The 19840-nt window shown below is 52.2% G+C and carries 16 protein-coding genes and 2 tRNA genes; 15 read left to right on the top strand and 3 right to left on the bottom strand.

The window, feature by feature from the left end; genetic code table 11:
- Positions 1 to 130: 130 nt before the first annotated feature.
- Complete coding sequence (locus tag CCUR_RS06205; protein ID WP_015778793.1) at positions 131 to 1252, bottom strand: endonuclease/exonuclease/phosphatase family protein; 1122 nt, start codon at positions 1250 to 1252, stop codon at positions 131 to 133.
- Positions 1253 to 1493: 241 nt separating this feature from the next.
- Positions 1494 to 3194, bottom strand: coding sequence for an FAD-dependent oxidoreductase (locus tag CCUR_RS06200; RefSeq protein ID WP_015778792.1), 1701 nt, complete (start codon positions 3192 to 3194; stop codon positions 1494 to 1496).
- A 288-nt stretch (positions 3195 to 3482) separates the two neighbouring features.
- On the opposite strand from CCUR_RS06200, the gene CCUR_RS06195 reads away from it, so the two are divergent.
- The 4 genes from CCUR_RS06195 (at position 3483) to CCUR_RS06180 (ending at position 5063) form a co-directional block, all read left to right on the top strand.
- Positions 3483 to 4166 (top strand): TetR/AcrR family transcriptional regulator, encoded by a 684-nt coding sequence (locus CCUR_RS06195; RefSeq protein WP_015778791.1) that lies wholly within the window; start codon positions 3483 to 3485, stop codon positions 4164 to 4166.
- Positions 4167 to 4189: 23 nt separating this feature from the next.
- The gene (rdgB, locus tag CCUR_RS06190; RefSeq protein WP_015778790.1) at positions 4190 to 4786 is read left to right on the top strand and encodes an RdgB/HAM1 family non-canonical purine NTP pyrophosphatase; all 597 of its coding nucleotides are present in this window, start codon (positions 4190 to 4192) and stop codon (positions 4784 to 4786) included.
- Positions 4787 to 4819: 33 nt separating this feature from the next.
- Positions 4820 to 4896: transfer RNA gene (locus CCUR_RS06185), tRNA-Pro, on the top strand.
- A gap of 93 nt (positions 4897 to 4989) precedes the next feature.
- A tRNA-Gly gene (locus tag CCUR_RS06180) sits at positions 4990 to 5063 on the top strand.
- A 244-nt stretch (positions 5064 to 5307) separates the two neighbouring features.
- Here the strand turns inward: CCUR_RS06180 and CCUR_RS06175 are convergent.
- Positions 5308 to 5556 carry a glutaredoxin family protein gene (locus CCUR_RS06175; protein ID WP_015778789.1) on the bottom strand — a complete coding sequence of 83 codons (249 nt, stop codon included), beginning with the start codon at positions 5554 to 5556 and terminating at the stop codon, positions 5308 to 5310.
- A 407-nt stretch (positions 5557 to 5963) separates the two neighbouring features.
- Here CCUR_RS06175 and CCUR_RS06170 point away from each other — a divergent pair, with 407 nt between their 5' ends.
- The 11 genes from CCUR_RS06170 (at position 5964) to hemL (ending at position 19774) form a co-directional block, all read left to right on the top strand.
- Positions 5964 to 6728 (top strand): double zinc ribbon domain-containing protein, encoded by a 765-nt coding sequence (locus CCUR_RS06170; protein ID WP_015778788.1) that lies wholly within the window; start codon positions 5964 to 5966, stop codon positions 6726 to 6728.
- Positions 6729 to 7136: 408 nt separating this feature from the next.
- Positions 7137 to 8177: a substrate-binding periplasmic protein gene (locus tag CCUR_RS06165; protein ID WP_015778787.1), complete on the top strand. Its 1041-nt coding sequence runs from the start codon at positions 7137 to 7139 to the stop codon at positions 8175 to 8177.
- 120 nt (positions 8178 to 8297) lie between these two features.
- A complete protein-coding gene (locus tag CCUR_RS07315) occupies positions 8298 to 9065 on the top strand; it encodes a precorrin-2 dehydrogenase/sirohydrochlorin ferrochelatase family protein (RefSeq protein ID WP_015778786.1) in 768 nt (255 codons plus the stop codon).
- 2 nt (positions 9066 to 9067) lie between these two features.
- On the top strand, positions 9068 to 10465 hold the full coding sequence (gene hemA / locus CCUR_RS06155; RefSeq protein WP_015778785.1) for a glutamyl-tRNA reductase: 1398 nt from the start codon (positions 9068 to 9070) through the stop codon (positions 10463 to 10465).
- Between the two features lie 32 nt (positions 10466 to 10497).
- Entirely contained in the window at positions 10498 to 11439 is a 942-nt protein-coding gene (hemC, locus tag CCUR_RS06150) for a hydroxymethylbilane synthase (RefSeq protein WP_015778784.1), read from the top strand.
- Positions 11436 to 13292: a uroporphyrinogen-III C-methyltransferase gene (gene cobA, locus CCUR_RS06145; RefSeq protein ID WP_245526093.1), complete on the top strand. Its 1857-nt coding sequence runs from the start codon at positions 11436 to 11438 to the stop codon at positions 13290 to 13292. Before hemC ends, cobA begins: the two co-directional genes overlap by 4 nt.
- The gene (ahbC, locus tag CCUR_RS06140; RefSeq protein WP_015778782.1) at positions 13289 to 14557 is read left to right on the top strand and encodes a 12,18-didecarboxysiroheme deacetylase; all 1269 of its coding nucleotides are present in this window, start codon (positions 13289 to 13291) and stop codon (positions 14555 to 14557) included. The genes cobA and ahbC overlap by 4 nt, the downstream gene beginning before the upstream one ends.
- A gap of 87 nt (positions 14558 to 14644) precedes the next feature.
- The gene (gene hemB / locus CCUR_RS06135; protein WP_015778781.1) at positions 14645 to 15631 is read left to right on the top strand and encodes a porphobilinogen synthase; all 987 of its coding nucleotides are present in this window, start codon (positions 14645 to 14647) and stop codon (positions 15629 to 15631) included.
- A gap of 24 nt (positions 15632 to 15655) precedes the next feature.
- Positions 15656 to 17341, top strand: a complete 1686-nt coding sequence (locus CCUR_RS06130) for a radical SAM/SPASM domain-containing protein (RefSeq protein WP_015778780.1) — start codon at positions 15656 to 15658, stop codon at positions 17339 to 17341.
- Positions 17334 to 18491, top strand: coding sequence for a siroheme decarboxylase subunit beta (ahbB, locus tag CCUR_RS06125; protein ID WP_015778779.1), 1158 nt, complete (start codon positions 17334 to 17336; stop codon positions 18489 to 18491). The genes CCUR_RS06130 and ahbB overlap by 8 nt, the downstream gene beginning before the upstream one ends.
- A complete protein-coding gene (gene hemL, locus CCUR_RS06120) occupies positions 18488 to 19774 on the top strand; it encodes a glutamate-1-semialdehyde 2,1-aminomutase (protein WP_015778778.1) in 1287 nt (428 codons plus the stop codon). The genes ahbB and hemL overlap by 4 nt, the downstream gene beginning before the upstream one ends.
- The last annotated feature ends 66 nt before the right edge of the window (positions 19775 to 19840 follow it).

Raw genomic sequence — 19840 nt, 5'->3', positions numbered from 1 at the left:
TCCAGTACATCTTTGTCTCAGTAGATCTTTAGTAGATCCGCACACCTTACTGCGCATAGCATTGCGCGCAAGTGGTAAACTCATGCTGTTTTGCCCGTCGAGGTGAGCCGCTTCAGAGATTTCACTAATCCTATTGGAGCGCTTCCTGTAGTTCGAAGGTCAGTTTTACAGGGTTATGATCGCTATAGGTAAACCCGCAGTCGATATTTTCAGCGTATGCTTGCACGTTGTCAGAAATAATAAAACCATCAACGGTGGTGGTATAGGTAACGCCCTTTTCATAGGGGATATCGCAACCACGACAGCTTGCTACTTCAGAAAGATTATCTGCTTTTACAATACTGAAACCAGTGGGGAGGTCGGCATCGTCGAGTATGGATACCCAGGGAGGAACTTGTTGCTTTGAGGGGTAGATATCTTCACTCCCAGCAAGTGCATGGTTCCAGTCGCCTCCGCAGATCACATAATTACCGGTATCATATTCCGCTTTCATAATGTTGCCGATAAGAGCCAGCTGCTGTGCGCGAATTTTTCCGCCTTTGTCGTAGGCTGACATGTGACTGTTGATAAGCACGAGGTCGTGACCATTTTGCACGGGTATGCGCATCACCTCGAAGCAGCGATCGAGATCGAAGTACTTCGCGGGAAACGACCCATCAACAGGATAGCTGCGCCGCACCGCCGAGGAAATATGAGCGCGCGAAAGGGTAAGAAGGCCCGATTCAACAGCACCATGAGGCTCGGTTAAGGGGTAAGCGAGAAAGGCGCTATGAAAGTCGGAGACGAAGGAAGATCCGTCAGAAGGAAAGGCCTCGATAAACGATTGTTTCTGGTTGACATGAAAGCTACGGTCAGAATCGGTATCAACCTCTTGGATTAAGGCGAAATCGGGGTTAAGACGTTTGAGGATTGCGATGCTGCCTGCAGTGCAGTCTTCCACGCTTTGCTTGCTGACTGCTCGGGATTGAGTGCCGGTTGTCTGGGTGCCATCATCCATGATCCCTTCATCCATAAAGAAGGTGTAATCAGGGGTATAGGCACCGAAGCCGATGTTGTAGGTTACAGCGGTATAAGTGTGGTCGGTTTCAAGGCTGGTTTCTGGGTTGTTTGCTACGGGTGCATCAACGTTATCAGCGATGCGGGAATAGGTTGCCTCGAGGTATATGACATATCCTCCAACAATAAGTATCAGGATTGCAATAAGAACAGCTATGACCAAACCGACGCGCTTGGCGATAGTTGTAGCAGTCATGGCAGCCTCTTTCAGGTAATGCTCTAATGGTGCGGTTCAGTGTAACGCATGATTCATAGGCTTACTTTAACAAGCGGACCGTGCGGCCGACAACGTGGCAACACGGTCCGCTTGCATGAGAGAGGGCATGGGACTCAAGGTACGCGTAGATAGGAATTATTCCATCGACGCGAAGGAGTGAACGCGTGCAAAAAAGGGAATCATTACAGGGCGGGGTGATGGGGAGGTATCTCAATACTGGTTAGGCGATTGAGCACGCGTCCTTGGCAGCGATGCGAGCAAAGGTTGCGCTTCGCCCTGCGTTAATACCCGTAAACTCGCTGGGATAGTTGTGCGGGTAGAAGCCACCTTGGTCGTTACCGCAGACATACAAACCCTCAATTACACTGCCATCTTCACGCAGGGCGCGGCTTTTTGTGTCAGTAATAATGCCGTTGATAGTTACCAGGAAGTTGCCGGCGGTACGAATGGCGTAGAACGGAGCCTCTTCAACGGTACTGTAGCGAAATGCTGCTTTACCGTAATCGATATCGCCCGTGGCTTGCAGGGAATTGTAGCGCTCAATAGTTGCTAGGAAGGTCGTACGATCTTCCTTTTCGGGGAACATGGTTTCAGCTAGTTCATCGATCGTGTTGCACTTTTTGAGAATGCCGGCATCAAGCATTGGTTGCATCCAGGTTGAATCCAAGTGCTCTTTACTGAGAGCTTCACAGTTATATACATCCGCATTAAAAGCACTGCCATCAGGTGCGGGCGTCAGGCGACTGCACCCGCCTGTGTCGAAGCGTTGGATATCTTCCCAGTAGGTGCCGTCAAACACCTGCCAGCTAAATCCGCGTGGCTGACGGGTGCCCTGTGCATAGATTTCCGGATAGGTTGAGTCTTCGTTCATAAAGCGCTCACCATGCACATTTACGCGCAAGAATGGTTGGCTTGCCGGCAGAAAGAGCGGCTGTGCCTTTTCAGGGCCAACTTCTTCGCTGTCATCGACGACGCTCCGATTCCACACCATAGCGCCAGCGCCCTTTTCAAGTACGCCGCCTGCCCACAGTGCCATACGAATGCCGTCGCCTTCTTCGGTGGTAGCTGCGGTGCTTGTGCAGTAATTCAGCGAGGCGGGGCAGAGCTCCTGAACCATATCTTTGTTCGCACCATAGCCACCGGTGCACAGGATGACACCGTGTTTAGCATTGTACTGTAGGTACTTTTCTTTGTTCTGGGCGATAACACCAGTTACCTTGCCGCTAGCATCCTGCACCAACTGCCGTGCTGGTGTGGTGAAGTCAATGCGCCCACCAGCTGCCAAGAACAGATCGCGGAGCACTTCGAGATGGGCGTACGCACCCATATTGGGTCCCTGAGGATTAAATTCACCCATAACAGGATTTGTGCAGATAGCGGGGTAATAGGCATGGGGGTCGGCGGGGGAATGGTATTCAAAGGGGAAGGTCATGCCGGCAGGAGTTTCAATATCTTCGAGCCAGTCCATGAATTCACCTGACTTTTCTGCCCAGGTACGATACAGCGCCATGTTAACATCGCCGCTCTGCGTGGTTTTAGCGTGATTCATTAGGGTGGGGATGTCTGGTTCATGTCCCTGAGAATGACGTGAACCGATAGTGCCGATAGCCTCGCGCGCCTGCGCGATCGCACCAGATTTTTCAAGCACAATTACATCGAATCCAGCTTCCTGTGCGGTCATTGCGCCAACGAGCCCACCGTTGCCTGCACCGACGACAATAAGGTCGCATTCCACGGTTTCGGAAATATTGGTAATAGCTTCCGGTTTGTTGCGCCAGTTTGATGTAGTTTTGTCCGCTGTTTTTTCGCTGGCACTTTTCGGACTTGCGCAACCAGAGAGAGCAGCAGCTCCGGCAAGACCCGCAGCGGCGATACCGCTGAATTTAAACAGATCGCGACGACTGAGATTAGTATTTGACATGATTCCCTCCTTGATTATCGCCGATGAGCTATCTGACAGCTATCGGTGGCCTCACGGGATTAATTGTGTGGGAATCTTTGCAAGAACACATCGCGCACATGCGGGTATCTTTCCGTACCCGAAAATGGGTGAAGCCACGGATCTGTTCAATGGAATAAACATTTGCACTTTTTTTGAATTTTACGGTTTTAAGAGCATTCGTCACAATAGGCGATTCATTTTTGCTACCTTTCTCTAAGGAAATATACTTTTCCATTCTGCAACTTTTCTAAGGGGGAGGACGGTTTTATGGCACGACCCCGTAATGACAAACTGAAAGAAGCTATCCGCCGCGAAGCATGGCACTTATTTGCAACGACTGGATATCATGCGACATCCTATACGGCGATGGCTGAGGCATGTGGTATTAAGCGCCCGCTTGTGCAGTATCACTTTCCGAAGAAGGAAGCTCTTGCGGCGCAATTTTTATCAAACGAACTCAAGCGCACTCAAGAAGCATGGGGCTTTTCTGATATTGATCTTTCAAACAGTCTCGATAAGATCTATGCCGTCGGTGCGGCATTCTATGGATCATTCTGTGTTCCGGGCGGCCGATCGACTTTTCTGTGCGACATCCTTGAAAGTCGCATGCTTACCGATCGAGTTATTCCGTTTAATGGGTCGTGGATTGCTTCTCATGTTGCGGTTGCATCGGGCGGGGCAAGCAATGTAGCGGCGCTCTGTCCGCCTTCCGATGAGATTATTGTTCCCTTTGGCGGCTTTCATGAAGCGTTGTATGTCCATTTGGACGGAGGGGAACCATACGATGTAGCCGAGGGTCTTGCTCCCGTTGTGAGAGCTATTGCCAAGCAGCTTGGGTACCCTTTGACGCAGCTACATCAGCTCAATCCTGAAGAGAGCTTTGGTACCTTCAATCTTTCTGCGACGTTGCACCGCATGCAGGAAGAATCGAGCGCAAGTTTTTCTGCATGACGCACGGGCTTCAAGGGGAATGCATGAAAACGGTAGTTATCGCCAGCAACAACGCCCATAAAGTATCTGAAATAGCAGACGCACTTAATTTTGAGGGGTGGGAATTTAAGACGCTCCAACAGGCTGGTATCGAATCCGACCCGGAAGAAAACGCCCAGACCTTTTTAGAAAACGCGCGGATTAAAGCACGGGCAGCGCATGAAGCATGGGGCGGAGCAGTGTTGGCGGACGACTCGGGTCTTGAAGTTGACGCGCTCGGTGGCAATCCAGGCGTTTTTTCTGCTCGCTATGCAGGTCTTCATGGCGACGATGAAGCCAATAACGCGAAACTGCTTGCCGAGCTTTCTGATGTTCCACAGTCATCACGAACAGCGCGTTTTGTTTGCACGCTTGTCTTTATTGATGAGGACGGAAGCGAAACAACCGCACGCGGTACCGTTGAGGGTATTATTGGCTTTGAAGCGCGTGGCACCGAAGGGTTTGGTTACGACCCGCTGTTCATTCCCGATGTTCTCGGTGGCGTTAAAACGCTTGCTGAAGTAACGCAGCAGGAAAAAAGCGCGGTTTCTCATCGAGGAAATGCGTTACGTGAACTCAAAAAGAAACTTCTTAACGCTTAAGCCAAGTTTGCTATAATGGCTGAGCTGCACAGGCGGGACGTGGCGCAGTTTGGTAGCGCGCCTGCTTTGGGAGCAGGATGTCGCAGGTTCGAATCCTGTCGTCCCGACCAGCTTTTTGATATTGATGCTGATCGGAATCCGCTTGCCTTCGCTGTCATTTCCAGCACTTGTCAGGTTTTTTTGACCAGGCAGCAGTTTCCTGTGCGGGTGTGGTTCAATGGTAGAACTGCAGCCTTCCAAGCTGCTAACGCGGGTTCGATTCCCGTCACCCGCTCCATTAAAGATAAAGAAGGGCCTGCTGTATGTAGGCCCTTCCAATTGATTTCATGCTGCATCAGCGTGTACATAAAAGAGGGCTTGTTCTTTAAACCTCTTTTAACCCTTTGCCTTTCAGAAACTCTTAATCAGCGAGCTTTATTGCGCTTCATTAAGGAAACGCCTTTTATTCGAGGTGGGCCTCCAGACGATTTCTTGGACACATCAGGCTGCCATCCTAAGAACAGTCGATACCCTTTTATTCGTTATGCGCCGACAACTTCGCGTTTCAGAAATTCAATGATGTCCTTCGATTCGTACAGTGCTTTACCGTCAATGACCAGGCAAGGGGACTGTACTTTGCCGCCGATGGCTTTGAGTTCGTCGGCATTTTCTGGCTCGCGCACACTACGGTGTTCAATTTTGATGCCCTGGTCGTCAAGAAAACGATCAACCCGTGCGCAGAAAGGGCAGCCGGGCAGTACATACAGCAGTAAGGAATCTGAGGAAACCATGATTATCCTTTCAATTGTCTCGTCGAAGGGATAATAGCGCCTTTGTTTAGTCACAGATGCCGGCGATCGCCGTTTTATCCCAACTGTTACCTGGTCGACCTTTTCAATCAGGCGATATATCGATTTCGCTCGGCAGCGATAGGGGCACTTTTATCGAGAGCCCAAAGCTTACAGATACGTATTTTTAGCTGCTCTACGAATCTATATCGCACAATTCTTCATCGAGAGATAGGTGTCATCTGGTTGCCTATTGAGAGACAGGTATTATCCCTGCCGATCGCCGTCGGATTGTGATAGTGGCTTGAGACCTGCTCTGAAATAACCTGGCTAACTCTTGGCTCGTTTTTGGCCAGCAAGCGGACAGATAGTCGCGCTAGCATCAAGCCTATTCGAAGCCGAGTGGGTTCATGTTAGAAGTACTTCAACAAACATCTCAAGTAAGTTGTGTCGCATCAGCAGTGTCGTCTGTCGTGCATGACGCTGCGCAGTTTGCAGCTGATGCTTTCTGGCCGCCGCGCTGCGCAGTATGCGATGCGATAGGTGCTGTTCTCTGCGATTCGTGCCGACAAAATCTTCCGTATATTGATCAATGGAAGGCGTGCCCGCGTTGTGGTGCGCCATGGGGTGCTATTCAGTGCAGTGAATGTAATTCGTTTAGTCTGCGCGAAGCGGGTTTAACCACCTTTCCTCTTGATGGATGTGTCTCGGCGGTACTTTTTGATGCAGCAACCGCACGGATTGCGACGGTATGCAAGGATTCTGGTGAGCGTCGTTTAGCGCATGACATGGCATTTACTATTGCCTGTGCGATCCCGTCCGATTGGGTTGAAGGGGCAACTATTACCTTTGTTCCTTCAACGCGGGCTGCACGGCTTCGTCGTGGTTTCGATCATGCCGAAGAGTTAGCCAGCCACGTTGCTTGTTTTCTGGGCGTGCCGCTTGCTAAAACAATTACCCTCGAGCATGCCCGTGATCAGCGCGGACTTTCACGAACAGAACGCCTAGAAAACATGCGCATGACGATGCAGCCATGTGCCTCATCGGTGTCAGGGCGATATATCATCGTGGATGATGTTCATACCACCGGCGCCACACTCTATGCTGCAGCGGATATTCTGTGCAGGAAGGGCGCGTCGGCAGTCTATGGTGCGACATTCGCCCGAGTGTACTAAGGCTGCACTCCCATAGCAAGGCAAACAACAAGTCGTCCTATGACACCAAGTTCGTGCGCACGTATTGAAACGGTGTTGTACTGAAACGGGTATATTAAAATTAAGCAATTTATCGAACGCGAGAGGGTGTTTGATAGAATCCAATTGCTTTTACGGGCTGTAGTTGCGAAGGTAGTTCCTTCTATTCCATGGCAGATGCGGTCAAAAGGATCCACGTAAGCCACACCGCAAGGTGTTGGTGAGCACGGCGCATTCTAGAAGTAAGACGCACCGTCCGCGTTATGCAGCAGAGGGCTGCACGGGCGAGAGGGTGATGGTGCAAGCTCAACCCCAGTGCGCGAGTGTGGGGGCGAAGACTAGGTCAGCCGTAAGAGCCTGTTCGTTTTTCAAAAAGGAGTTGGGCGCTTCATGAAGCAGAGAGTTTCGTTGCTGGCTGTTGTGTCAGCCTTGCTTATCGCCGTGCTTGGTCTGTGTGGATGTGCACAGGTGTCGGAACTTTCTTCGTCTCTTTTTGGTAAGCCGTATACCCCTGAAAAACTGCAGCCAACAGTATCGACACCAACTATCGGCAAAGAAGGGGTTCTGCGCGTCGGCGTTGATGCGTCGAATGCTCCCTATTCGACGCAGGTGTCAGGCAAGCTTGCTGGCATCGATGTCGACATGGCGGCAGCGCTTGCTGCACAGATGGGCTTGTCACTTGAGTTGGTTGATGTCGGAAGTGATGCCGAAGGGGCGCTTAAGGCAGGTACCGTGGACGTGGTGATGAGCATGGACTCATCCGATTCGTCGTCTTCTTATTGGCTTTCAGACCCCTATTTGCAGACGTGCGTGGCTCTTTTTTCGAAAGGTCAAGCATCTTCTGTGCCAAGTGCTTCTAGTTCGGTAAGCATCGAAGCGCAGGCCGCTTCCATGAGCGCCTGGGAAGTTTCAAATCAATTCGGTGACGAGGCGCTGAAGACCGTGCCCGATTTGAAAACTGCGTTTTCTGATTTGAATGACGGTAAAGTTGATTATGTTGCGGCCGATGCCGTTATTGGTGTCTACATTACGCACACGACTCACAGTGATGTCCATATTACTGCACTTATGCAGAAGGTTTCTGGTCGCTCTATTGGTGTTTTGAGCTCGAATGACGAACTGAAGAAAGCGGTCTCCGATGCCCTTGATGCCATCAATTCGGGTGGCATTGGCAGCATTATTGAAGCGAAATGGCTAGGAAGTGCCCTATCGCTCGATCAATATTCTCAGACAGCAACCGCACAACGCGCCTCATCGAAGACTTCAGGAACAGCTTCGTCTACCAATTCTGCTGCTTCATCGTCTACCACAGAGTCCTCTTCGGATTCCTCTTCTGGGACATCAACGTCTTCCACTGAAGCAACAACTTCGTCCGATTCTTCTAATTCTGGTTCTGCCACCGCTAATCCCAATAGCTCTTTGGCAGCTTAAAGTTTTTCCGATACGTCGTCATCGGGCAATTCTTCATCTGTGTGATTTTTCCTTGCATGCGACGTTACGTCATAGCGTACAGTTCTCGCAGTTCTAATTGCAGACGAGAGAAGGAACGCTATGCAGGATGCAACCGAGGCACCCGTGGGTCGGCATGCAGGGTATCCTCTGTTTGTTGATCTCGAAGACCGCCTGGTAGTGGTTATCGGTGGCGGCGCGATAGCTGAACATAAACTGCGCACGCTACTGCGCTATGGTGCGCGTATCAAAATTGTTTCTCCCAAAATTACCGAGGGTATTCAGGCGCTTGTCGATGAAGGCAAGGTCGAATGGATTCCTCGGGTCTATGAGCTGGGTGATTTAGCCGGCGCATCAATCGCGTTTTCCGTGTGCGGTATTCCCGCTGTTGATGTGCGCATTCACGAAGAAGCGCGTTCACGCAATTGCCTGCTCAATGTTGCTGATGTGCCTGAAGAATGCGATTTCATCGTGCCATCTATTGTGCGACGTGGTCTTTTATCCATTGCGGTTTCCACTTCAGGGGCGGCCTGCACAGAAGCGAAACGCATTCGTCATCGTCTTGAGGATGACTTTGATGAAAGTTGGGTCGCCTATCTCGACTTGATGACACAGGTGCGAGACCTCGTGAAAGAGCGCATTTCGGGCGGGCATGACGCGCGCAAACCTATTTTCGAGGCTGCTGCCGATGCTGGCTGGCGCAAACGTTTGGCGGCAGGTGAGCGCATTTCGGTTGAGGACGCTTATAACGAAGCGGTCGCCCTAGCGCAATCTGTATCGCAGACGACATCCGAATCCGGCGGGCATGCATCAGCAGTCAAGCATGACGAGCCGACAACCACCGCGACAACCGCCGGGAAAGAGCGGTAGTCATGCAGCTCTATCTGCTGGGACTGAGCTTTCGTACGGCCGATATGGCACTGCGCGAACGCGTTGCTTTTGGACGCACGACGCTGACAGAAGCAATACGCACACTTGTCGATATGCCTTCTATTCAGGGGGCAATTATCCTATCAACCTGCAACCGCATGGAAATCTATGTTGATGCAGCGGATATCACAGCTGCTCACGAGAGTATCCTTCAGTTTCTTAGTTCGTACAAAAATATTGATCCCGCTTCTCTAGAGGGACATCTGTATGTTCGGCAAAAAACCGAGGTCGTTCATCATTTATTTTCAGTTATATCTTCGCTCGACTCGATGGTTTTAGGCGAACAGCAAATTGCCGGCCAGGTTCGCACCGCATTTAGCGAAGCGCTTCAAGCGGGGGGCGCCACAATGATGCTCGCTCATCTGTTCCGTCAGGCGCTTGCGGTCAGTAAACGGGTGCGCAACCAGACTGCAATCAGCGAAAACCATGTGTCAGTCTCGACGGTGGCTATCGATCTTGCACGGGAAACGCTCGATTCTTTCGAAGGGAAAACAACCCTTGTGGTTGGTTCGGGAGAAATGAGCGAACTTGCCGCACGATACCTGCAAAGCCAGGGAGTCGAATCGTTTATTGTTTCTAGTCGGACATACGCCCATGCCTGCTCTCTTGCGCGTGAACTGGGAGGAAGCGCTCGCTATTTTGAGGAACTTGAAAGCCTTATCAAAATGGCTGACATCGTACTTTCGTCCACAGCCGCACCGCACTACGTTATTGGCCCTGAGATCTTAAAGAATCGTGACAAGCCGCTGTTTATGCTCGATATTGCTCTTCCGCGTGACATTGATCCTGCTTGCAAGAATGTTCCGGGGGTTATTCTCTACGACTTGGATGACATCAACGAACGTATCAAGAACAATCGCGGTTTGCGTCAGCGCGCTGCTGATGAAGCACGACGTATTGTCGATGAAGAAACCGACCTCTTTATTCAGTGGACGGGCGAACATGCTGTAACGCCAACCATCAAACGCATGCGCGCTGATGCTGAAGCGGTGCGCGCGGCCGAGGTCGATCACCTTTTGCGTGTGTTACACATTGAAGCGGATTCGCCTGCGCGCGAAGCGATTGATGCTGCTACATGTGCGCTCGTGAACAAGATTCTTCATACGCCGACGGTACGGCTTAAGCAGGGTGCAGGCGGTGCCGATCTCGAATGTATCGAGGCCGTCCGCTATCTGTTTGGCTATTCCGAAGACATGATGGGATGCACACAGGCAACAGATACGGGCATGGCCGACAGTGTTTCGCCTGATGTACCCGATGCACCTGGCGTAACTACGGTATATCCGCAGTTGAAAAACGTGACACAGACCACTTTTGTGCCAACTGTGCTTGCGCAATAAATCTCTGCCATTCTATGTGTCGAGGAAGCGATATGACCGATAAAACTATCACCATTGGAACCAGGGGAAGCAAGCTTGCTTTGTGGCAGGCTGAAAAAGTGCGTGCGCTTATACAGGCGACTTTTCCTGAAGTGCACTGCGCGGTAAAGGTAATACGCACTAAAGGCGACAAGATTCTTGATGTCGCCCTTTCAAAAATTGGGGATAAGGGTCTATTTACTAAGGAACTCGAGCGGTGCCTGCTTGAGGGCGAAGTAGATGTGTGCGTTCATTCAATGAAAGACATGCCGACGGTTCTGCCCAAAGGTCTTTTTATTGCAGGGGTTACCGAACGCGCATATCCGAACGACGTGATTGTTGCTTCTGCTAAAGGGCTGACACTTTCTGATCTTCCCGCAGGTGCGCGAGTGGCAACAGGGTCGCTGAGGCGTGTGGCGCAGCTTGCACGCTTGCGTCCTGATGTCACCGCGTGCGAAATACGCGGCAATATTGACACGCGTATTGGGCGCGTGCTTGCAGGGGAATTTGATGCTGCTATCTTGGCGGCAGCTGGCCTGTATCGCTTGGGGTTAGAAGAACAGATATCGTCGCTTATCCCGACTGAAGAGATGATTCCTGCTGTTGGCCAGGGAGCGATCGCGCTTGAAGCCCGAGCAGATGACCGCGAGGTGGCGCATCTGTGTACAGCGATATCGCATCAGCCAACGCTTCGTGCTGTTGAGGCGGAGCGTTATATTATGCGCGCTCTTGAAGGGGGTTGCCAGGTGCCGATGGGTGCTTATGCTACCGAATCGGAAGATGAACAGGGAAGACGAATGATTCATATTGATGCTTTCGTCGCAACGCTTGATGGCACGCGCTTCTTGCGAGCTCAGGCAAGCACACCTGTTGATCAAGCAATTGAGGCTGCTGGGAAAATCGTTGATGACTTGGTAAGTCAGGGTGCCACAGAGATCTTGGAGGCATTGCGATGACGATGACCGAGCAAAGCGCTTCTTCAAACTGCACTGATACTTCGATGCTAGCTGAACAGTCGCTCAAGACGCTCAAGAAACGATCAGACGCTGCGAAAGTTGAAGGTACCGCTGTGTCTGAGTGTTTAGGCGCCACGGTGTATTTGGTTGGGGCTGGACCGGGAGATCCAGGTTTGCTGACGGTGCGCGCGAAAGAGCTGCTTGAGTGCGCTGATGTGGTTATCTACGACTATCTGGCGAGCAGTGCTGTCATGCACTTTGTCAATCCGGCTGCTCAGCGGATATTTGTGGGCAAGAAGGGTTTTTCTGACCATGTTACGCAAGAAGAGATTAACCAGTGTCTTATTGCAGTAGCCCAACAGTATGAAACGGCCCAACAGTATGGAGCAACACAGCAAGGTGCGGCAACTTACCCTGGCAAGGGAGTCTCGCATGACAAAACAGCGCAGCAAGATGAAATAAGCCAGCTAGATAAGGCGGCAGCGCAGGATCAAGCAACCCGTCAAGACCATCATGCGATTATTGTGCGCCTGAAAGGCGGCGATCCATTTGTATTCGGTCGGGGTGGTGAAGAAGCACTTGCCCTCGTGGATGCTGGTATTCCGTTTGAAGTAGTGCCTGGCATAACGGCCGGGGTGGCTGCAGCTACCTATGCGGGTATTCCCGTGACACATCGCACACAGGCAAGTTCAGTAACACTGATCACGGGGCATGAGACTCCCGATAAAGAAGCACCAACTATCGATTGGGAGCATCTGGCACAGGGCAGCGACACCCTTTGCTTTTACATGGGTATTCGCGACTTACCATTGATTTCACAGCGGCTGATAGAACATGGCCGTCCTGCGGATACGCCGGTTGCGCTTGTGCGATGGGGGACAACACCAAAGCAAGAGGTGCTTACTGCAACGTTGGATAGTGTTGCACAGGCGGCAGAAGAAGCAGGCTTTCAGGCGCCAGCCATTATTGTAGTGGGCGAGGTTGTTTCGCTGCGCGATAAGCTGTCCTGGTTTGATAACCGCCCGCTTTCGGGACAGTCCATTGTTGTTACGCGCAGTCGCGAACAGGCGAGTGTCCTTTCAAGTGGTCTTTCAACGCTGGGCGCGCAGGTGGTGGAGTTTCCAACCATTGCCATCAAGCCGCGTTCCATTGATGCACACATACGGTCAGCCCTCATGCGCCTGGCAAGCGATGCGGCCCATGTACGTGAGTCGTACGATTGGGTGGTGTTTACCAGCGCCAATGGTGTGCAGTGCTTCTTTGCTGCGCTTAATGAATTACATCTTGATGCTCGTTCGCTTGGCGGCGTAAAGGTAGCAGCAATTGGCCCCGCAACAGCCGCTGAGCTGCATAATCAGGGGATATCACCCGATGTCGTACCTGAAAAGTTTATTGCTGAATCAGTTGCGCAGGCGCTCGTTGAATCCGGCGTTGGTCGGGGTACGCGTGTTTTACTACCGCGCGCTGCGGTTGCGCGTGATGCCCTACCCAATCGATTGACGCAGGCTGGTGCACAAGTTGAGGTACTGCCGCTCTATGACACGGTTATTCCCCATGCTGAAGTGGCAGCGCAGGATCTTGCGACGTCCCTTCGTGCTGGTGAAGTGTCGGCTATCACCTTTACGTCGTCATCAACCGTGCGCAATTTTAAGGAAATGCTTGCAGCGGTTATGCCGGAAAGTGAATTAATTCATCTGCTTGAAACGGTAACCTGTGCGAGCATCGGACCGGTGACGAGCGATACCATGCGCGATCTGACAATTCCCGTTTCTGTGCAGGCAGATACCCATACGATTCCCGGGTTAATAAGCGCTTTGCAGACAGCGCTTGATAAGGAGGAGCAACTGAAATGATTGGAATTTCAAAACTTTATTGTGGCGCGGTAGAGCCATCCGATGTATTGCGCTATCGGCGCATGTCAAAGGAACTGCCCAGCGGACTGTTGCAGTTTTCGAAGGATAAAAAGCCTGTTGTCGTATGGAACTGCACGCGTACCTGCAACTTGAAGTGCGAGCATTGCTATGCCCTGTCCGATGCACAGCACTACGACCAATTATCGACCGATGAAGCTAAGGCAATGATTGATGATCTGGCGGCTTTTGGTGCTCCGGTTCTCTTGTTTTCAGGCGGCGAGCCCTGTGTGCGCCCCGATCTCCTTGAATTGATGCAGTATGCCAAGGCTGCCGGCATGCGAGTGGTTATATCCACGAACGGCACCCTGATTACTCCCGAACTTGCACATGACTTTGCTGAAGTGGGCTTGTCTTATGTGGGTGTGTCATTCGATGGCAATCCAGCAACACACGATAAATTTCGCGGCGTAGCGGGCAGTTTCGATGCCGCTTTGCGGGGGCTGCACAATGCGCAAGAAGCGGGCATTAAGGTGGGGCTGCGCTTCACGATTAACAAGCATAACTGGCGCGAAATCAATAGCATTTTTGACTTGATGCAGCGCGAAGGAATTAATCGTGCGTGCTTCTACCACCTGGTGTATTCGGGTCGGGGAAGTGAAATGATCACTGAAGACCTGACGCATGAAGAAACTCGTGCAGCCGTGCGTCTGATCATGGATCGCACAAAGCAGTGGTTCAATGCAGGCGGCACTCCCGAGATTCTAACGGTTGATAACCATGCGGATGGACCATTCATCTACATGGAGCTGTTGAAGGAAGATCCGCAGCGTGCCGCAGAAGTTCTGCAGTTGTTGCAGTGGAATCAGGGCAATAGTTCAGGTAATGGCATCGCCTGTATCAGCTGGGATGGCGAAGTATACGCCGATCAATTCTGGCGTCATTATAGCTTTGGCAATGTCAAAGATCGTCCGTTTAGCGAGATTTGGTCCGATACGAGCCGTACGACGCCTCAAAGCGAACTCATGCATCGGCTTAAGGACAAGCGTCCGTGGGTAAACGGGCGGTGCAAGGCATGTCGTTGGCTTGATATCTGCGGAGGCAATTTCCGTGTGCGTGCTGAAGCGGTAGGCGACCTATGGGCTCCTGACCCGGCGTGCTATCTGACCGATGAAGAAATTGCGCGGCATGATGACGACCCTGAACAGCGCATTGTTGAAGCGCCGGATGCCGCCGATGCGGCAGCTGCTGCGGCGATTGCTGTTTGATAACGGTGGCTATCAGGGACTACGTCGGGATTTCTGTTGGCTTTACTTCCTGCTGGCTCGGTGTTTTGAAAGGCGATTAAAAAGATTATGCAATACGGTTCATTTCCCACTTATCGACCTCGTCGCATGCGCAATGGCGAAGCAGTGCGCCAGATGATGCGCGAGACCGAGCTTTCAGTCAACGATTTCATTTACCCCCTGTTTGTGAAGCCTGGCACGGGTCGGCGTGATGAAATTTCCAGTATGCCTGGTATTTTCCAGGTATCGCTTGACCTGCTTATTGCTGAAATTGAAGAGCTGCTCGCGCTTGGTGTGCACTATGTCATCCTGTTTGGCATTCCTGCTGCCAAAGACGAACTAGGAAGCGAGTCAGCTGACGATCACGGCATTGTTCAGGAAGCATGTCGCCTTATTCGTCAGAACGCCCCCGAGATGTTTGTCATCACGGATGTCTGTCTGTGTGAATACACCAGCCATGGACATTGCGGTGCGCTCGACGAAGACGGGTATGTTAACAACGACAAAACGCTTTCGTTGCTTGCAGCCGAAGCGGTCAGTCACGCACGCGCTGGCAGCCAAATGGTAGCTCCCTCTGACATGATGGACGGGCGCGTTGGTGCCATTCGCGAAGCGCTTGATGCGGCTGGTTTCGAAAACGTGCCGATTATGAGTTATTCAACAAAGTATGCAAGTGGGTACTATGGTCCCTTCCGCGATGCGGCTGATTCGGCGCCTTCGTTTGGCGATCGCCGTGCGTACCAGATGGATCCTGCCAATGCCGACGAGGGTGTGCGTGAAGCGGCACTCGACATCGCTGAAGGCGCTGACATGGTTATGGTGAAACCTGCCCTGCCGTACCTTGACGTGCTTTCTCGCGTAAAGCGCGAATTTCATTTTCCGACGGTTGCTTACAACGTGTCGGGTGAATATGCCATGGTAAAGGCCGCCGCGCAAAATGGCTGGATCGACGAGCGCCGTGTTGTGCTTGAGACCCTGCTGTCTATCAAGCGTGCTGGTGCGGACATGATTATTACCTATCACGCTAAAGATGTAGCTCGTTGGCTTGCCGAGTAGCCTGCATCTGCAAGGAGAAGACGTATGGAGAGAAGCAATACAACAGAGGAAACAAAGCTTGCGCAGATGGTAGATCATGCGCGTCAGGAAGCTGCCAGCGCAGGAAAACTGACGGGAAGCAGTGAGCTTCAGACAGGGCGTCCGGGTGGGCGCCCGGGAGGACATCCGAGTAGTCGGTTGGGCGGGCATCCAATGGGTCATCCCGGTGAAAGGCCTGGCCAGCAAGAGAGCAATTTGGGAGAAAGCTCCAACAATCATCCAATGGGACACTCCGGCGGACACTCGGGCGCTCATCCCGGTGGACATCCTGCCCAGGCAGCAATCGGGCACCCTCACGGTATGTCGCCTGCTGCCCATCCTGGGTCAGCAGCTGGGCATGGGTATCGTCCTGGCGGTGGCGCGCAAGCACGCGCTTTCGAAAAGCGCACCGGCAAAAAGGCACCGCGCATCGTTGCGTGGGAAATCACGCGAAGCTGCAACTTGTCGTGCGCCCATTGTCGTGCGGCAGCAGAGTTTGGCTCTTATGCAGGTGAACTTTCTCTTGAACAGTGCAAGGCCGTTATCGACGACATTGCAACGATCACCAATCCTATCCTGATTATCACGGGTGGCGAACCATTCATGCGCCCTGACATTTGGGACATTATTGACTACGCGCGCGAACGTGGTTGCATGCCGGTTGTCGGCACGAATGGAACAATTGTTACCGAAGAGATCGCCCACAAGATGGCCGAACATGGAATTCGGCGCATGTCGGTGTCGCTCGACTTTCCGACAGCTGCTGAACACGATGGATTTCGGGGTCAGCAGGGCAGCTTTAATGAAGCAATTCGCGGCATTCGTCTTGCTCAGCAGGCCGGGGTTGGCGTACAGATCAACATGACGGTTACGAAGAAGAACGCCGAGCGTATGGAAGAAATGCACGACTTGTCTCAGCAGCTCGATGCCGTGGCTTTCCATCCGTTTTTGCTCGTACCAACCGGGCGCGGCGAAAGTCTGCGTGAGATCGAGCTTTCCCCTCAGGAATACGAAGAAGTGCTCACATGGGCGTACTACAAGCAGAAAACCTCGCCGCTGCATTTCAAGCCAACTGATGCACCGCATTATTACCGCATTGCTCATCAGCAAGCGCGGGCGGAAGGGTCGAAAATAACTGCTGAACAGTACGGCCTTGAAGCGATGACGCGTGGCTGCTTGGGCGGCATCACCTTTGCCTTCATCAGTCATGTCGGCGATGTGCAGCCTTGCGGTTACTTCGATATGCAGCTCGGCAATGTCAAGGAGAGACCCTTCAGCGAAATCTGGGAGACGTCTGCGGTATTCAATGATCTGCGTGATTATTCGAAGCTGCGCGGTAAGTGTGGAGCGTGCGAATACAAGGGAGTATGCGGTGGCTGCCGTGCGCGCGCTCTTTCCGCAACCGGCAATTATATGGACGAAGAACCGTACTGCGCTTATGTTCCCGCCAAATGGCGTACGGCGCTTGACGCACTGCCAGCTGACCAGCGCGAAGAAGAGCTTGCTCGCTTGGAAAGTGCGGCGACTACCAAAGCGACGCCGACCATTCTTTCCCAACAGGAAATGGACGCATTGCGCACCGCCCCAGCGATGGGCAAAGACGGCGTCCCAAGCATTCGACCTCAAGGCTGCGACCCTCAAGCGATGGAATCCTGCCCGATGGTGATGATGGGAGAACTGATCGATGTCTGATCTATCTGCTCTTGACAAGAAAATTCTTACGCTGATCCAAGCGGATTTTCCTGTGCAACGTCGCCCTTACGCAGCTATTGCACAGGTGTGTGGTTGTACCGAACCAGAAGCGCTTAAGGCGGTCAATCGACTGCGAGAAAAAGAAATTCGGCGCCTTGGTGGCGTATTTGACCTGGCGCATTTGGGCTATGTCAGCACACTGTGTGCCCTTGCCGAAGAAGATCCGGCGAAAATTGAGCAAACTGCTGCAGTCGTTTCATCGTATCCCGAAGTAACGCATAACTATCAGCGTGAGGATCGCTATAACATTTGGTTTACTGTTATAGCGTATGGGCAAGAACGGATCGATGCGATTCTGTCCGATATTGCGCAGCGCACTGGCGTCGATGATATTCTTGATTTACCTGCTCAGAACCTATTTAAAATCAAAGTTGATTTCAATTTGACGGATAATCAATCGCGCGAAGTGCAGCCAAAAGGCAGCCAAGAAACAGAAGATGTGTGCTCGATAGAAGGGAAACTTTCTTCGCATCCCACAAAAGAGAAGCCTTCAGCACATGAAGAGCGCGTGACACCATCGTCCAATAAAGCCAACCATGCGCTTACGAACCCGCGTGCTGTTGCTAAGGCAGCACCGCGTTTAAGTGAAGCAGAAAAGGCGCTCGTACGCATTTTGCAGGGAAATATATCACAGGGTGAATTGCCGTTTGACGAGGTAGCTGATCAGCTGTCTCAGGTAGGCTTTACGCTGTCTGTCGATGAGGTAATCGATCGCATTAAGCGCTGGATCGCCGATGGAACGATTCGCCGGTTTGGTGCGTGCGTGCGCCACCAGCGACTGGGGTATGCATTCAATGCGATGACAGTGTGGGACATTCCCGATGCTGATATCGAAAAAGCAGGTGCCATTATGGCAGATGACCCCCGTGTCACCCATTGCTATGAACGGTTGCGCAAACCTACCTGGCCGTCCAATGCCTACACGATGATTCATGGTACGCATCAAGAAGACTGCTTTGCTGCAGCTGATGATATCTATCATGCGCTTATCAAGGCGGGCATTGCGACTTCGAAACCGCGTTTGCTCTTTTCAACCCGTGAATTCAAAAAGCGATCGATGCGCTATTTCTGCGAGGAGGAAATGCGATGATCCACTCTCGTTCTGAACGCGATTTTGCGCGGGCGCGTGCCTGCATTCCCGGTGGTGTGAACTCGCCGGTGCGTGCTTTTGCTAATGTGAATGCCCTTCCGGTGTTTTACGATCACGCTGAAGGTAGCCATGTGTGGGATGTCGATGGGAACGAATACATCGATTTTATTGGCAGTTGGGGTCCCATGATTTTGGGCCACCGACCTGCTGCTGTTGAGGCCGCCGTTCGTGCACAGCTTGATCGTGGTGTTTCATACGGGGCGCCTTGCGAAGCGGAAATTACCATGGCGGAGGAAATTTGCAAGTTGGTGCCTGCAGCTGAAAAGGTGCGCATGGTATCAAGCGGTACCGAGGCAACCATGAGCGCTATCCGCCTTGCGCGCGGATATACGGGACGCGATAAGTTCATTAAATTTGCGGGCAACTATCACGGGCATTCTGATGCTCTGCTTGTTGCGGCGGGCAGTGGTGTTGCCACGTTTGGTATTCCAGGGACACCCGGTGTCACAGCCGGCGCGGCTGCCGATACCGTTGTATTGCCCTATAACGATGTCGCTGCTGTTGAACATGCCTTTGCGGCTGATCCGCAGGGAATAGCAGCCATTATTGTTGAGCCGATTGCGGGGAATATGGGCGTGGTTCCTCCTGCACCGGGCTTTCTCGAAGCGCTGCGTGCTCTCTGCTCAGAATTTGGTGCACTTCTTATATTTGACGAGGTTATTAGCGGTTTTCGGGCAGCACTTGGCGGTGCACAAGAACGATATGGCGTCGTGCCCGATCTGTGCACTTTCGGCAAGATTATTGGTGGCGGTTTTCCGGTGGGGTGTTTTGCTGGTCAGGCCCGCATAATGGACGAACTTGCACCGGATGGCCCGGTGTACCAGGCCGGCACGCTTTCAGGCAACCCGGTGGCGATGGAAGCAGGTCTCGCACAATTGCGCGAACTCCAGAAACCGGGCGTGTATGAGCGTCTTGAAGCAGTGGGTGCGCGCTTGGAAGCGGGGCTGACTGCTGCTACCGAAGCATCGGGTATTACAGCAACGCTCAACCGCGTTGGCTCGCTTGCAACCGTTTTCTTCACTGATCAGGTAGTGACGTGCTGGGAAGATGCTGCGTCCTGCGATACCGATGTGTTTTCTCGTTATTTCTCGGGAATGCTCGCGCGGGGATATCTTATTGCGCCGAGTCAGTTTGAGGCTCTCTTCCTTTCACTGGCACACACCGATGATGAAATCGATGCCTTCTGCGCTGCAGCTGCTGAAGTCTTTGCTGAAATCGCGTAATCGATCATGCTATTCACGCTTACGTTTGCTCATTAGCTATTATGGACAAGCGGCGCTAAGCCGCAT

This window comes from Cryptobacterium curtum DSM 15641, assembly GCF_000023845.1.
Lineage (GTDB): Bacteria > Actinomycetota > Coriobacteriia > Coriobacteriales > Eggerthellaceae > Cryptobacterium > Cryptobacterium curtum.
This window is presented reverse-complemented; position numbering and strand designations above follow the sequence as displayed.

Coding starts and splice junctions, on each gene's coding strand:
- CCUR_RS07315 (WP_015778786.1), top strand. CDS start 8,298: ATGCAGGATGCAACCGAGGCACCCGTGGGTCGGCATGCAGGGTATCCT.
- cobA (WP_245526093.1), top strand. CDS start 11,436: ATGACGATGACCGAGCAAAGCGCTTCTTCAAACTGCACTGATACTTCG.
- CCUR_RS06205 (WP_015778793.1), bottom strand. CDS start 1,252: ATGACTGCTACAACTATCGCCAAGCGCGTCGGTTTGGTCATAGCTGTT.
- CCUR_RS06165 (WP_015778787.1), top strand. CDS start 7,137: ATGAAGCAGAGAGTTTCGTTGCTGGCTGTTGTGTCAGCCTTGCTTATC.
- ahbB (WP_015778779.1), top strand. CDS start 17,334: ATGTCTGATCTATCTGCTCTTGACAAGAAAATTCTTACGCTGATCCAA.
- CCUR_RS06195 (WP_015778791.1), top strand. CDS start 3,483: ATGGCACGACCCCGTAATGACAAACTGAAAGAAGCTATCCGCCGCGAA.
- CCUR_RS06200 (WP_015778792.1), bottom strand. CDS start 3,194: ATGTCAAATACTAATCTCAGTCGTCGCGATCTGTTTAAATTCAGCGGT.
- CCUR_RS06175 (WP_015778789.1), bottom strand. CDS start 5,556: ATGGTTTCCTCAGATTCCTTACTGCTGTATGTACTGCCCGGCTGCCCT.
- CCUR_RS06170 (WP_015778788.1), top strand. CDS start 5,964: ATGTTAGAAGTACTTCAACAAACATCTCAAGTAAGTTGTGTCGCATCA.
- rdgB (WP_015778790.1), top strand. CDS start 4,190: ATGAAAACGGTAGTTATCGCCAGCAACAACGCCCATAAAGTATCTGAA.
- ahbC (WP_015778782.1), top strand. CDS start 13,289: ATGATTGGAATTTCAAAACTTTATTGTGGCGCGGTAGAGCCATCCGAT.
- CCUR_RS06130 (WP_015778780.1), top strand. CDS start 15,656: ATGGAGAGAAGCAATACAACAGAGGAAACAAAGCTTGCGCAGATGGTA.
- hemA (WP_015778785.1), top strand. CDS start 9,068: ATGCAGCTCTATCTGCTGGGACTGAGCTTTCGTACGGCCGATATGGCA.
- hemL (WP_015778778.1), top strand. CDS start 18,488: ATGATCCACTCTCGTTCTGAACGCGATTTTGCGCGGGCGCGTGCCTGC.
- hemC (WP_015778784.1), top strand. CDS start 10,498: ATGACCGATAAAACTATCACCATTGGAACCAGGGGAAGCAAGCTTGCT.
- hemB (WP_015778781.1), top strand. CDS start 14,645: ATGCAATACGGTTCATTTCCCACTTATCGACCTCGTCGCATGCGCAAT.